Raw genomic sequence first — 14,490 nt, forward strand, 5'->3', positions numbered from 1 at the left:
TCCCACCATCCCCGACGGCCCCCGGCCGCCCGCAGAAACCAGGAAGAAGAGGCGAAGCACGTGTCCGCCATCGACGACTCCACCGGCACACTCCCCGCGCTGCTGGCCGACCTGCGCGCCGACGGCGTCCACCTCTGGGAGGACGAGGGACGGATCCGGTTCCGCGCCCCCACCGGCACGCTCACCGAGGAGCGCCGCGCGCTGCTGCGCGCCCACCGCGACGAGATCCTCGCCCTGCTCCGGGCCGAGGCCCGGCCCCGGCTGACCCCCGACCCCGCCGCGCGCCACGAGCCGTTCCCGCTCACCGACGTCCAGGGCGCCTACCTCGTCGGCCGCGGGACGGCCTACGACTACGGCGGCGTGGCCTGCCACGCCTACGCCGAGCTGGAGTTCGACGACCTGGACCCCGAACGGCTCCGCCGCGCCTGGGCCGCCCTGGTGGAACGCCACGACATGCTGCGCGTCGTCGTCGCGGCCGAGGGCCACCAAAGCGTCCTGCCCGAAGCCCCCGGCGAGGCCCTGACCGTCACCGACGTGCGCGGCAGCGATACCACCGTCCACGTCGAGCGCGCCCGCGAACGGCTGCGCGACCTCGTCCCCGACCCGGGCACCTGGCCGCTGGTGCGCCTCCACCTCACCCGCGGCGACGACCGCAGTGTCCTGCACCTGTCGGTGGACCTGCTCGCCGCCGACTACGCGAGCGTGCGGATGCTCCTCGACGAGCTCGCCGCCCTCTACGCCGACCCCGACCACCCGCTGCCGCCCATCGGCGCGACCTTCCGCGACTACGTGCTGGCCCAGCGCGCCCTCAAGGACGGTCCCGGCTACCACCGCGACCGCGCCTACTGGATGGAGCGGATCGAGGACCTGCCCCCCGCCCCCGAACTGCCGCTGCGCGAGCGCGCCATCGACGCGCCCGCCCGCTTCACCCGCCACCGGGCCGCCCTGTCCGCCGCCGAATGGCGGGCCCTGCGCTCCCGGGCCGCCGAACACGGGCTCACCCCCTCGGCGGTCGCGCTGGCGGCCTACGCCGAGACGATCACGCGCTGGAGCCGCCGACCCGACTTCACGCTCAACCTCCCGGTGGCGCGGCGGCTGCCGCTGCACGAGGACGTCGACCGGATCGTCGGCGACTTCACCACCGTCACCCTGCTCGCGGTGCGCTCGGGTGACGGCGCGACCTTCGCCGAGCGCGCCCGGACCCGGCAGGGCCGGCTGATCGAGGACCTCGACCACGCCCTGTACTCGGGGGGCGAGGTGCTCGCCGAGCTGTCGCGCCGCCGCGACGAGCCCGCCGTGCTCATGCCGGTGGTCTTCACCGGCGCGATCGGCGCCGAGGAGCCCGACGCAGCGGGCGGGTCGTGGGCCTCCCGCGAGGTCCACGGCGTCAGCCAGACCCCGCAGGTGTGGGTGGACTGCCAGGTCTCCCTGGAAGAGGGCGGGCTCGGCGTGCGCTGGGACGTGCGCGAGGAGGTTCTGCCCGAGGGGGTCGCCGCCGACGCCTTCGCCGCCTACGTCGACCTGCTGCGCCGCCTCGCCGGCTCCGCCGACGTCTGGGAGGACGCCGACCCGGTCCGCGTCCCGCGCCACCAGCTCGACCTGCGCGCCGAGGTCAACGCGACCGCCGGCCCGCTGCCCGGCGGCCTGCTGCACGAGGGGGCCCTCGACGCCGCGCTGCGCACCCCCGACGCTCCCGCCGTCATCACCCCCGAGGGGACGACCAGCCACGGCGAGCTGTGGGCCCGCGCGGCCGCGGTCGCCGCCGTGCTCGCCGAGCGCGGCTGCCGTCCCGGCGACCGCGTGGCCATCGTCATGGACAAGGGGGTGGAGCAGGTCGTCGCCGCCTACGCCGTCCTGCTCGCCGGCGCCGCCTACGTTCCCATCGACATCGCCCAGCCGGCCCACCGGCGCCGCGTCATCCTCGCCGACGCCGGCATCCGCCACGTCCTCACCCAGTCCTGGCTCACCGGGATCGACGACTGGGCCGACACCGCCGAGCCGATCGCCGTGGACGCCGTTCCCGCCGGGCCGGCCCTCACCGCGCGGCCGCCGCGCGCCGCCGCGCCCGGCGATCTCGCCTACGTCATCTACACCTCCGGGTCCACCGGTGTGCCCAAGGGGGTGATGATCTCCCACCGGGCGGCCCTCAACACCGTCGCCGACGTCAACCGGCGCTTCGAGGTCGGACCCGGCGACCGGATCCTGGGGTTGGCCTCCCTCGGCTTCGACCTGTCGGTCTACGACCTGTTCGGCCCCCCGGCCGCGGGGGGAGCCCTCGTGCTGCCCTCCGCCGAGCGGCGCGGCGACCCCTCGCACTGGGCCGAGCTGGTCGCCGACCACGGCGTCACCCTGTGGAACTCCGTCCCCGCCCAGATGCAGATGCTGGACGACTACCTGGCCTCGGCGGGTGACGCGGACCTGCCCACGCTGCGCCTGGCCCTGCTGTCGGGTGACTGGATCCCGGTCACGCTGCCCGACCGCATCCGCGCCCGCGTCCCCGGCCTGTCGCTGGTGAGCCTGGGCGGCGCGACCGAGGCGGCCATCTGGTCCATCCACCACCCCATCGGCGAGGTGGACCCGGCCTGGCCGAGCATCCCCTACGGCCGTCCCCTCGCCAACCAGACCTTCCACGTCCTGGACGAGCGGATGAACGACCGCCCCGACTGGGTCGTCGGCGAGCTCTACATCGGCGGGGCCGGGGTGGCGCTGGGCTACCTCGGTGATGAGGCCAGGACCGCCGAACGGTTCGTCACCCACCCCCGCACCGGGGAGCGCCTGTACCGCACCGGTGACCTGGGCCGCTACCGGCCCGGCGGCGACATCGAGTTCCTGGGCCGGGAGGACTCCCAGGTCAAGGTCCGCGGCCACCGCATCGAGCTCGCCGAGATCGAGGCGGCGCTGCTGGCCCACCCGGGCGCGGCCGCCGCGGCGGTCCTCGCGGTGGGCGACCGCGACTCCCGCAGGCTCGCGGCGTTCGTCGAGACCGCGCGCCGCGACCACCCCGCCGAGGACACCACGGCCCCGGCCGCCCGCGCCCGCGCGGCGGCCGAGACGGCCACCGCGGGACTGGACCGCGCCGACCTGGGCGTCTTCCTCGACGCGATGGACGAGGCCGCGCTGGCCGCGATCACCCGCACCCTCACCGGCGCGGGCCTGTTCGCCGAGGGGGCATCCCACACCCGCGCGGAGGTCGCCGCGGCCCTGCGCGCCGACCGCCGCCACCACCGCCTCGTCCGGCGCTGGCTGGACGCCCTGCTGCGCGCCGGACGCCTCGGCGAGCAGGACGGCCGGCTCGTCGGGCTGCGCCCGGTCGGCGAGGAGGAGGCGCGGCGGGCCTGGGAACGGCTGGCCGAGCTGGAACGGCGCGTGGACTACGGCACCGAGGTCCTCGACTACATGCGCGCCTGCGCCGAGCACCTGCCCGAACTGCTCAGCGGCGAACTCGACGTGCGCACGCTGCTGTTCCCCGGCGCCGGCCTGGACACCGCCGGCGCGGCCTACCGCGACAACCTCGCCATCCGCCACCTCAACGCCGCCGCGGCGGCGGCGCTGCGCGAGGTCGCCGCGGCGCGCACCGGCGAGGAGCCGCTGCGGGTCCTGGAGATCGGCGCCGGCGTGGGCGGCAGCACCGCCGAGATCGTCCCGGCGCTGGCCGGGCACGACGTCGAGTACCTGTTCACCGACATCTCGCCGTTCTTCCTCACCGAGGCACGCGAACAGTTCGCGGCCTTCCCCTGGGTCTCCTACGGGCTGTTCGACGTCAACCGCGACATCGGCGACCAGGGGCACGCCCCCAACTCCTTCGACGTGGTCGTCGCCGCCAACGTCGTGCACAACGCCATCGACGCCGACGCGGCCCTGCGCCGCCTCCGCGAGCTGCTCGTCCCCGGCGGCCACCTCGTCCTCATCGAGACGACCCGGGAGCACAACCCGTCCCTGCTCGTCTCCATGGAGTTCCTCGACGGATTGGACGGCGGCCACCACGACGCGCGGGCCGCCGCCGACCAGACCTTCCTCACCCGCGAGCAGTGGGCCGCCGCGCTCGCCGGCGCCGGGGCCGTCACCGACCTGGTCCTGCCCGGCGACGACGACGGCCTGGCCCGCACCGGGCAGAGCCTCTACCTGGCCCGGTTCAAGACCGACCGGCAACCGCTCACGGCCGGCGAACTGGCCCGCCACGTCGCGGCCCGGCTGCCCGACTACATGGTCCCGGCCCAGTGGCGGATCCTCGACGCGCTCCCGTTGACCGGCAACGGCAAGGTGGACCGCGCCGCGCTGGCGGCGGCCCTGCCGCGCGAGGACACCCCGACCGCCGTCGCGGCCCTGCCCGCCGAGCCCGCCGACGACCTGGAACGCGCCCTGGCCGACCTGTGGGCCGGCCTGCTGGAGCGCGAGCACGTCGGCCGCGACGACGACTTCTTCGCCCTGGGCGGGGACTCGCTGCTGGTCGCGCGCATGGTGGGCCGGCTGGGCGAGGCCGTCCCGGGCGTCGGCGACATCGAGTGGGAGGTGGTGCTGCGCCACATGCTGCGCCGTCCCACCGTGGCGGGCCTGGCCGCCTACCTGCGTGACCGCGCCACCCCGCACCGCGGCGCGGACGCCGCGCCGGCCGGCCCCTACGTGGCGCTCAACGGTCCGGGCGGCGGCACGGTGACGGCGCTCGTCCACGCCGGGACCGGGACGCTGGTCCCCTACCGGGCGCTGATCACCGAGATCCGGCGCAGGTCGGCCGGCGCTACGACCCTGGCCGGACTGGAACTGCCCGATGTGCCGGTGTTCTTGGAGGCCGATCCCGCCACCGTCATCACCCGGTGGGCGGCCGACTACGCCCACGCGCTGCTGGAACAGGGCGGGCGGCGCTTCCACGTGGTCGGCTACTGTCTGGGCGGGCTGGTGGCGACCGAGGTCGCGCGCACCCTCGCCGAGGCCGGCGCCGAGGTCGCCTCGCTCACCGCGATCAGCACCCACCGCCCGCCCTTCCGCCTCGACGACGAGCTGATCTCGGAGTACGCCTTCGCGGTCATGATGGGCATCGACCCGGTGGCCGTGGGCTTCCCCGCCGACGAGAACCGGGTCTCGGCCGCCTCCGATGTGCTGCTGGAACGGACCCCCGGCCTGCTGCCCGACGGCGCCATCGGCGAACTGACCGGCGAGTACGCCGACGTCGCCGCCTGCTTCCGGGCCCTGGCCGAGGTTCCCCGTGACGTCCGCGTCGAGCGCATGTGCGCGGCCGTTCCGCCCTCGGCGGGCACCTACGAGCCCGAGGCGCTGCACGAGCTGTTCCGCATCTTCCGCCAGAGCGTCTTCGCGATCTCGCGCTATGAGCCCGAGCCCTACGCCGGCGACATCACCTTCCTGCGGCACAGCGGCGCCTACCCCTTCCCCGGCAACAAGGAGAGCGTCACCGACTACTGGGAGCGGCTCGTCCTGGGCGACCTGCGCATCGTCGACGTGGCCGGCGACCACTTCAGCTGCCTGTCCGTCCCCTACGCGCCGGGCGTCGTCAAGCTGCTCGACGAGATCACCGGAGGGGACCTCACCCGATGACCCCCCTCCCCGACACCCCCCTGGTCGGCGTCACCGGGGCCTCGGGCGCCGTCGGCACGGCCGCGGCCCGCTTCCTGCGCGGGCTCGGCCACGCCCGGCTGCGCCTGGGCGGACGCCGCCACGCCCCCCTGGCGGACCTGGCCCGGGAACTGGGGCCGGGCGCCGAAGCGGTCACCGTGGACGTCGAGGACCCCGCGGCGTTGGCGTCCTTCGCCGCGGGCTGCGCGGTGGTGCTCAACTGCGCCGGCCCCTCCTACCGCATCGTCGACCGGGTGGCCCGCGCCGCGCTGGACGCCGGCGCGCACTATGTCGACGTCACCGGGGACGCCCCCGTGCGCCGGCGTTTCGACGCCGACCCGCCGCGCCCGGGACGCGCGGTCGTGCTGTCGGCCGGGGTGCTGCCCGGCCTGTCGGCGCTGCTGCCGCGCTGGGCGGCGCTGCGCGGCCCCGGGCTGCGCAGCGTCGTGGCCTACTGCGGCGGCCTGGAACGGTGCACCCCGGCGGCGGCCGGCGACCTCCTGCTCTCCCTGCCCGGCGCCGACCCGGCCGCCGTGTTCGGCGAGCCGCTGGCCGCCTGGCGCGACGGGCGGCGCGTGTCCCGGGCGCTTCGGGCCGTCGACGAGGCCCAGCCGCCCTTCTTCCCCGCGCCGGCCTTCGTCCAACCCTTCCTGACCGACGAGGCCGCCCGCCTGGCCGCCTCCCTCGGCCTGGCGGAGCTGGAGTGGTACAACGTCCACCCCGGCCCGCGCGCCCGCTCGGTGCTGACCGCCGTGGCCGGGCGGCCGGAGGCGGCCACGGCGCGGACCGCCGAACGGCTGCGCGCGGCGGCCGACCTCGACCTGGCCGGGCGCGTCCCCTACTACCTGCTGGTCCTGCTGCTGACCGACCGGCAGGCGCGCGAGCGCGCGCTGGTGGTGCGACTGTCCGACAGCTATCGCATGACCGGGCGGGTCGGCGCGGTCACGGCCGACGCCGTGCTGCGCGGCGGGATCGGGGCCGGCGTCCACGACGCGGCCGAGGTCGTGGACCCCGACGCGACCGTGCGGCTGCTGTTCGCCGACGCGGAGGCGGGGACCCTGCGCGTGGTCGAAGGGGTGGCCGCGGCGGGGGAGGCGGCCGGGGCCGAGGAGGGGACGCTGTGACCGGCCCGTCCCGACGCCCCCTGCGCACCGTCGTGTGCGGTACCGGGTTCGGCCGCTTCTACGCCGAGGCGGTGCGCTCCCTGCCCGGGGAGTTCGAACTGGTCGCGATCCTGGCCCGGGGCGGGGAACACTCGCGCGCCTACGCCCGGCGCCTGGGCGTCCCCCTGTACACCTCGGTCGAGGAGCTGCCGGAGGGGGTCGACGTCGCCTGCGTGGTCGTGGGCGCGGCCGTCTCCGGGGGGCCGGGCAGCGAACTGGCCCGCGCCCTGCTGTCCCGCGGCGTCCACGTGCTCCAGGAGCACCCCGTCCACCACGACGAGCTGGCCGCGACCCTGCGCACCGCCCGCGCCCACGGGGTGGTCCACCACCTCAACCCCTTCTACCGCCACGTCGCCCCCATCGCCCGGTTCCTGGCCGCGGCCGCGGAGCTGCGGCGGCGGGGACGGCTGCTGTTCGCCGACGCCACCGCCGCCATCCAGGTGCTCTACCCGCTCCTGGACGTCATGGGCCGGGCGCTGGGCGGGCTGCGCCCCTGGGGCCTGGCCGACCCGGTGGAGCCGCCGGCCGGGGTGGAGGCGCTGGCCGCGACCCCACGTCCCTACCGGACCGTGCAGGGCGTCATCGGCGGCGTCCCGCTGACACTGCGGGTGCAAAACCAGCTCGACCCCTCCGACGGCGACAACCACGCGCTGCTGTGGCACCGCCTGGCCATCGGCGCGGAGGGAGGCGTCCTCACCCTCGCCGACACCCACGGGCCGGTGCTGTGGAACCCCCGGTTGCACGCGCCCCGCGACGCCCACGGGCGGCTGGTCTCGACCGGGCCGGGCACCGAGCACCTGACCGAGCCCAGCGCGACCGTGCTGGAGGGCACCGAGCCGGTGCCCTTCCGCGAGGTGTTCGCCCGGCTGTGGCCCGAGGCGATCGCCCGGGCGCTGCGCGGCCTGGCCGCCGACATCGCCGAAGGCGCCGACCCGCTCGCCCGCGGCCACTACGACCTGGCCGTCTGCCGGATCTGGCACGACGTCACCGGCCGCCTGGGCCGCCCCGAGATCATCCGCCCCACCCCGCCCCGGCCGCTGCGCGCCGCCGAGCTCGCCGGCCCCGCACCGACAGGAACCCCATGACCGCGTCATCGCCCCACCCCTGGCTGCGCCGCTTCCGCCCGGAGCCGGGCGCCCGGCTCCGCCTGGTCTGCCTGCCGCACGCGGGCGGGGGCGCCAACGCCTACCGCTCCTGGGCGGCGCTGCTGCCGTCCGCCGTGGACCTGGTGTGCGCGCAGTACCCGGGACGCGAGGACCGCTTGGGTGAGGAGCCCGTCGACGACATGGCCACCCTCGTCGCGGCCCTCGCCGACGGGCTCGCCCCGCTGCTGGACCGTCCCTACGCCCTTTTCGGCCACAGCATGGGATCGGCCGTCGCCTACGAGCTGGCGCGCGAGCTACGGGCCCGCGGCCACGCGGAGCCACGGCGGCTGTTCGCCTCCGGGCGCATGGCCCCGGGCGACGCGCCGGCCGGCACGGTCCACCTCGCCACCGACGAGGAGATCGTCACCGAACTCGTCCGCCTGGGCGGCACCGAACGCGAGGTGCTGGCCGACCCGGGGATGCGCGCCGTCGTGCTGGGCTGCGTGCGCGCCGACTACCGGCTGATCGAACGCTACCGGCCCTTCCCCGGCGCGCCCCTGTCCTGCCCGGTCAGCGTCTTCACCGGGAACGCCGACCCCGAGGTCGACGCCGGCCGCGCCGCGGGCTGGGCCGGGGTCACCACCGGACGCATGGACGTCCAGGTCTTCCCCGGCGACCACTTCTACCTGGGGCCGGCCCGCGAAGCGGTGGTCCGCGCGCTGCTGCGCAGGCTCGATCCGGCCCTGGCCGCGGCACGCCAGCCGTGGCCCAGCACCCCCTGACCACGCCTTGAACCTTCGGAGGACACCATCACCGCGCCCGACTACTACTCGCCGGCGGCCGAGTTCTTCGACCTCGTCGGCCACCGCCACCTGACCTCCAGCGCGCCTGCGTTGCGGGCCGCGCTGGCCGGCCTGGACACCTCGCACGGTCCCATCGTCGACATCGGCGCCGGCACCGGCCTGGTCACCGCGACCATCGCCGAGACGCTGCCCTCGGCGCGCATCATCTCCGCCGAACCCTCGCCCAACATGCGCGCGATCCTGACCAGCAGGGTCTTCTCAGACCCCGACCTGCGCCGGCGCGTCACCGTGCTGCCCGAGCCCGCCCAGGAGCTCCCGCTGCCCGACTCGATCTCCGCCGCGGTCATCTTCGGCGTCGCCGGACACATCCCCCGGCCCGAGCGGACCGCGCTGTGGCGCCGCCTGGCCGACCGGCTCCCCCCGGGAGGTCCCATCGTGGTCGAACTGATGGGGGTCGACACCCCCCGCACCATCCCCTTCACCCGCATGGTCCGCGAGAGCGTGGGCGAGCAGGTCTACGAGTGGTGGGTCTCCGGCGAGCCCGCCGGCGCCGGCGTCATGCGCTGGCGCACCGAGTGGCGGGTCCACCGCGGCGGCGAGCTGGTGCGCACCGTGGCCGACGAGTACGACTGGGAGACCTTCGGCGTGCAGCGGCTCGCCGAGGAGTCGGGGTTGACCGCCAAGCGCCTGGTCCAGGCGGGGCGCGAGGCCACGCCCGAGATCGGGGTGCTGGTCAAATGACGGATGTGTCGGCCCCACCGGCCAACCGGTCGCCCGGCGGCGGGCCGCGCGGCGCCACGGCGCGGGGGCGGCGCCGTCCCGCCGGACCGCTGGGGGTCCTGCTGCGTCCGGTTCGCGCCCGGGTGCGCGCGGCGGTGGCGCTCCAGGCTCTCGCCGGCGTGCTCGGGCTGTTCCCGCTCATCGCCGTCGCCGAGGTCGCCCGCGCCCTCCTCGCCGCGGGGGGACCCGACGCCGCGCGCGCCTGGACGTGGGCGGCCGTCGCCCTGGTGGCCGCGCTCGCGGCCTCGGCGCTCTCCGCCGTCTCGGTCCTGGTGGGCCACCTCGCCGACAACGACATGCAGCTCGACGTGCGGCGCTCCCTGGCCGACAGGCTGGGCCGGGTCCCGCTCGGCTGGTTCTCCGGCCGCGGGTCGGGCCGGGTCAAGAAGGCGCTGCACGACGACATCGACGAGGTCCACTCCCTGGTGGCGCACACGCTGCCCGACCTGGCCACGGTGGTCACCGTCCCGGCGACGGCCCTGGTCTACCTGGCCGTCGTCGACTGGCGGCTCACCCTCGTCGCGCTCCTTCCCGTCGCGCTCGGCGTCCTCCTGTTCGCCCGCGCCATGTCCGGGTCGATGCGCCGGATGGCCGAGTACGCGGCGGCGATGAGCGACGTCAACACCGCCGCCGTGGAGTTCATCGACGGCATCACCGTGGTCAAGCACTTCGGCGGGCAGCGGCGCGCCCACGAACGCTTCACCCGGGCCGCGGACCGCTTCGCGGACTTCTTCATCGCCTGGTCGCGGTCGACGATGGCCCCCTCGGTGGGCTCCTTCCTGGTGCTGTCGCCCGTCGTCGTCACCGTTGTCGTCGTCGCGGCGGGGGCCGCGACCGCGGCCCTGGGGTGGAACGACCCCTTCGACGTGGTCCCCTTCGCCCTGCTCGCGCCGGCGCTGTGCGCGCCGATGAACGTCATCGGGTCGCGCGTCCAGCAGATCCAGGCCGCCCGGGCCGCGGCCGGCCGGGTCGCCGACCTGCTGGCCGAGCCGGAGCTGCCCGAGGGCGGCGGGGCCTCGCCCGAGGGCGCGCGCGTCGTCTTCTCCGACGTGGCCTTCGCCTACCCCCCGGCCGACGGGCAGGGGTCGGGCGAGGAGGTGCTGCGCGGCGTCGACCTGGTGCTGGAGCCCGGCACCGTCACCGCCCTGGTGGGCCCCTCGGGAGCGGGCAAGACCACCCTGGCCACCCTGCCGGCCCGGTTCCACGACGTCACCGCCGGATCGGTCACCGTCGGCGGCGCCGACGTGCGCGACATCCCCGCCGCCGAGCTCTACCGGAAGGTCGGCTTCGTCTTCCAGGAGGTCCGGCTGCTGCGCGAGTCCATCGCGGCCAACATCGCGCTGGGCCGCCCCGAGGCCACCCGCGCCGAGATCGAGGCCGCCGCCCGGGCCGCCCGTATCGACGAGCGGATCCAACGACTGCCGCGCGGCTACGACTCCGTCGTCGGCGAGGACGCCGAACTCTCCGGCGGCGAGGCCCAGCGCGTGTCCATCGCCCGGGCCCTGCTCGCCGACACCCCCGTGCTCGTCCTCGACGAGCCCACCGCCGCCAGCGACCCCGTGTCGGAGGCCGCCGTCCAGGACGCGCTGAGCGAACTCGCCCGGGGCCGGACCGTCCTGGTCATCGCCCACCGCCTGGCCACGGTCACCGGCGCCGACCGCATCGCGGTCATGGACGGCGGCCGGATCGTGGAGAGCGGCACCCACGACGACCTGCTCGCCCGCGGCGGACGCTACGCCGCCCTGTGGCGGGCCCAGCACGACGCCACCCACGACGGAGGGGGAGACGACCGGTGATCCGCGCCTTCCTGCACGCGATCGGCCCCGAACACGCCCGGCCGGTCCGCACCCGCCTGCTCCTGACCGCGCTGGTCTGCGCCCTCCAAGGCGTGCTGTTCGCGCTGCTCGTCCCCGTCGTGACCACGCTGCTGGGGGAGGGGCCCGCGGCGGCGGCACCCTGGCTGATCGTGCTGCTGGTGGTCACCGTGCTCTACGCGCTGCTGCGCTCGGTCTCGCTCTACCTCAACTTCGAGCTGGGCGGGCGGGTGTCCCGGGCACTGCACCACCGGCTCGGCGCCCATGTGGCGCGCCTGCCCCTGGGGTGGTTCACCGGGGCGCGCCTGGGCGAGCTCAACCGGATGGCCACCGACGGCGTCTCCCGTGCCATGCAGGTCCCCGTGCACATCCTCCCGCCGTTGGCCGACGCGGTGGTCACCCCGGCCGTGGCCGTCCTCGCGCTGCTGGTCTACGACTGGCGGATCGGTGTGGCGGCGGCGGTCTGCGCCCTGCCGCTGTGGGCGGCCTTCCACCACGCGGGCCGGGCCGTGGGCCGCAACGAGGCGGCGCGCGACACCGTCGCCGACGAGGCCGCGGGACGAGTGCTGGAGTACGCCCGGGCCCAGCCGGTCCTGCGCGCCTTCGGCCGGACCACGCGGGGACACGCGCGGTTGGACGAGGCGCTGCGCGCCGAGCACGCCGCCGTCCGCCGCCTCCTGCTCGCGGGGATCCCCGCGCTGACCGGGTACGCCCTCGTGCTGCGGGTCGCGTTCGGTGCGCTGGTGTTCCTCGCGGTCCACCTCGCGCTCGGCGGAACCCCCGACGGGCCGCTCGCGGTGGCGCTGCTCGTCCTGGTCGTCCGTTTCGTCCACCCGCTGTCCAACGCGGCCGACCTCGGTGCCGCGCTGCGCATGGCGGCCGCCGGCCTGGCACGCATCAACGCCGTCTTGGACCTGCGACCGCTGCCCGAGCCCCGGCAGCCGCAGACCCCGCGCGACGCCGGGGTGGAGTTCGACGACGTCCGGTTCCGCTACACCGACGAGGGGCCCGACGTGCTCGACGGCGTCACCTTCCGCGCCGCGCCCGGGACGGTGACCGCCCTGGTCGGCCCCTCGGGGTCCGGCAAGAGCACCGTGGCCCGGCTGCTCGCCCGCTTCCACGACCCCCGGCAGGGGCGGGTCCTCATCGGCGGCGTGGACACCCGCGACCTCGGCAGCGAGGAGGTGTCCCGCCAGGTCGCCATGGTCTTCCAGGACGTCTACCTGTTCGACGCCACCATCGCCGACAACATCCGTGTCGCCGCGCCGCAGGCCACCGCGCAGGACCTGGAGCGGGCGGCCCGCCTCTCCGGCCTCGACGAGGTCGTCGCCACGCTGCCCGACGGCTGGGACACCCGAGTCGGCGAGGGCGGCACGGCCCTGTCGGGCGGGCAGCGCCAGCGCGTCTCCATCGCCCGCGCCCTGCTCAAGGACGCGTCCATCGTCGTCCTGGACGAGGCGACCGCGGCCCTGGACGCCGAGAACGAGGCGATCGTCTCCGCCACGGTGGCCGAACTGGCGCGTGAGCGCACCCTCATCGTCATCGCCCACCGCCCGGCCACCGTGCGCGCCGCCGACCACGTCGTGTTCCTCGACGCGGGCCGGGTCGTGGAGCAGGGCGGTCACGACGAACTGCTCGCCGCCGACGGCCACTACACCGGGTTCCTGCGCGCCCGCGAGCGGGCCCTGGGCTGGCGGCTGTCCGCCGGGCCGGCCTGACCGGCGCCGCGCGGAGGCGTCCGGATCCTTTGGCACTCGACCCTTCGAGAAATTTCAGAGAAGAGAAGAAGAGAGAAGATGACCTCGTCCCCCTCCGCCGAGCCGCGATCCGCCGACGGCCGGCCCGCCTCCTTCCCGATCGGCCGCTCCTGCCCCTTCGCGCCGCCCGACGCCTATGCGGCGATGCGCGAGGAGGCCCCACTGACCAAGGTCGCCATCCCCGGGGGCAAGGAGGCGTGGCTGGTCACCCGCCACGCCGACGTGCGCACCGCGCTGGCCAGCCCCGCGGCCAGCTCCGACGCACGCCACCCCGCCTTCCCCGCCCTCGGCGACGGCGAGCAGGCGGTCGCCGCCGACCTGCGCCCCTTCATCCGGATGGACCCGCCCGACCACACCCGGGTCCGGCGCATGCTCGTCGGCGAGTTCACCGTCAAGCGGGTGCGCGCCATGCGCCCGGCGATCGAGGAGATCTGCGCGGAGCAGGTGGACCACCTGCTCTCGCGGCCCGCGCCGGCCGACCTGGTCGGCGACTACGCCAACCGGGTCTCCACCACGGTGATCTGCCGGCTGCTCGGGGTGCCAACGGCCGACCTGGAGTTCTTCCGGCGCGTCACCACGATCACCGGGGGACGCTCCAGCACCGCCGAACAGGTCGGCGCGGCCCTCGCCGACCTGTTCGCGCTGCTCGACCGCCTCATCGACGACAAGGCCGCCGACCCGCAGGACGACCTGATCAGCCGCCTGGTCACCGGCCCCCTCGCCCGGGGCGAGATCACCCGCAGCTCCCTGCTGTCGCAGATCGGCATCACCCTCAACGCCGGCCACGAGACCTCGCGCAACATGATCCCGCTGGCCGCGCTCACCCTGCTGCGCCACCCCGACCAGCTCGACCTGCTGCGCGCGGACCCCGGCCTGTGGCCGGCCGCGGTCGACGAACTGCTGCGCCTGCTGTCGGTGGCCGACGTCATCCCGCTGCGGGTGGCCACCGAGGACATCGAACTCGACGGGGCGACCATCCCCGCGGGCGACGGCTTCATCGCGCTGCTCGCCGCGGCCGACCACGACCCGCGCGCCTTCGCCGACCCCGGCGAACTCGACATCACCCGATCCGAGCGCCACCACGTCGCGTTCGGGTACGGCGTGCACCAGTGCGTCGGCCAGAACCTGGGGCGCCTGGAGCTGGAGGTGGCGCTGCGGACCCTGTTCGACCGGGTGCCCACCCTGCGCCCGGCCGTTCCCGTCGAGGAACTGCCGCTGCGCTCCGCCTCGGCCATCTTCGGCCTGGAGGAGGTGCCGGTCCGGTGGTGAGCCCGGGGTCCGGCGCCGGAGCGCTGCGGGCGCGCGCCGAGACCGGCGTGTGCGTGGGCGCCGGCCAGTGCGCGCGGGTCGCCCCCGCCCTGTTCGACCAGCACGACGACGGGACGGTCCGCCTCCTGCGCGCCGACGTCCCCGCGGAGGCGCGAGACGACCTGCTCCTCGCCGTCGACCTGTGCCCCTCGGGCGCCCTCGGCGCCGAGGAACCCGCGTGAACCGCCGCGCTCGGCGCGGCACCGAACCTGAAA

Annotated in this window: 9 protein-coding genes; all 9 read left to right on the forward strand. The window is 75.9% G+C overall.

The window, feature by feature from the left end:
* Positions 1-60: 60 nt before the first annotated feature.
* The 9 genes from B5D66_RS07190 to B5D66_RS07230 all read left to right on the forward strand — a co-directional run bounded on the left by B5D66_RS07190 (position 61) and on the right by B5D66_RS07230 (position 14,457).
* On the forward strand, positions 61-5,547 hold the full coding sequence (locus B5D66_RS07190) for a non-ribosomal peptide synthetase (protein WP_235000824.1): 5,487 nt from the start codon (positions 61-63) through the stop codon (positions 5,545-5,547).
* A complete protein-coding gene (locus B5D66_RS07195) occupies positions 5,544-6,689 on the forward strand; it encodes a saccharopine dehydrogenase NADP-binding domain-containing protein (RefSeq protein ID WP_078760847.1) in 1,146 nt (381 codons plus the stop codon). Before B5D66_RS07190 ends, B5D66_RS07195 begins: the two co-directional genes overlap by 4 nt.
* A complete protein-coding gene (locus B5D66_RS07200) occupies positions 6,686-7,813 on the forward strand; it encodes a Gfo/Idh/MocA family oxidoreductase (protein WP_078760848.1) in 1,128 nt (375 codons plus the stop codon). The genes B5D66_RS07195 and B5D66_RS07200 overlap by 4 nt, the downstream gene beginning before the upstream one ends.
* Entirely contained in the window at positions 7,810-8,595 is a 786-nt protein-coding gene (locus B5D66_RS07205; protein WP_078760849.1) for a thioesterase II family protein, read from the forward strand. The genes B5D66_RS07200 and B5D66_RS07205 overlap by 4 nt, the downstream gene beginning before the upstream one ends.
* 90 nt (positions 8,596-8,685) lie before the next feature.
* A complete protein-coding gene (locus B5D66_RS07210) occupies positions 8,686-9,357 on the forward strand; it encodes a class I SAM-dependent methyltransferase (RefSeq protein WP_078760850.1) in 672 nt (223 codons plus the stop codon).
* Entirely contained in the window at positions 9,354-11,192 is a 1,839-nt protein-coding gene (locus B5D66_RS07215) for an ABC transporter ATP-binding protein (protein ID WP_078760851.1), read from the forward strand. The genes B5D66_RS07210 and B5D66_RS07215 overlap by 4 nt, the downstream gene beginning before the upstream one ends.
* On the forward strand, positions 11,189-12,928 hold the full coding sequence (locus tag B5D66_RS07220) for an ABC transporter ATP-binding protein (protein WP_078760852.1): 1,740 nt from the start codon (positions 11,189-11,191) through the stop codon (positions 12,926-12,928). The genes B5D66_RS07215 and B5D66_RS07220 overlap by 4 nt, the downstream gene beginning before the upstream one ends.
* Positions 12,929-13,006: 78 nt before the next feature.
* On the forward strand, positions 13,007-14,236 hold the full coding sequence (locus B5D66_RS07225) for a cytochrome P450 (RefSeq protein WP_078760853.1): 1,230 nt from the start codon (positions 13,007-13,009) through the stop codon (positions 14,234-14,236).
* Positions 14,233-14,457 (forward strand): ferredoxin, encoded by a 225-nt coding sequence (locus tag B5D66_RS07230; RefSeq protein ID WP_235000826.1) that lies wholly within the window; start codon positions 14,233-14,235, stop codon positions 14,455-14,457. Before B5D66_RS07225 ends, B5D66_RS07230 begins: the two co-directional genes overlap by 4 nt.
* Positions 14,458-14,490 lie beyond the last annotated feature (33 nt).

This window comes from Marinactinospora thermotolerans DSM 45154 (genome assembly GCF_900167435.1).
GTDB classification, from domain to species: Bacteria; Actinomycetota; Actinomycetes; order Streptosporangiales; family Streptosporangiaceae; genus Marinactinospora; species Marinactinospora thermotolerans.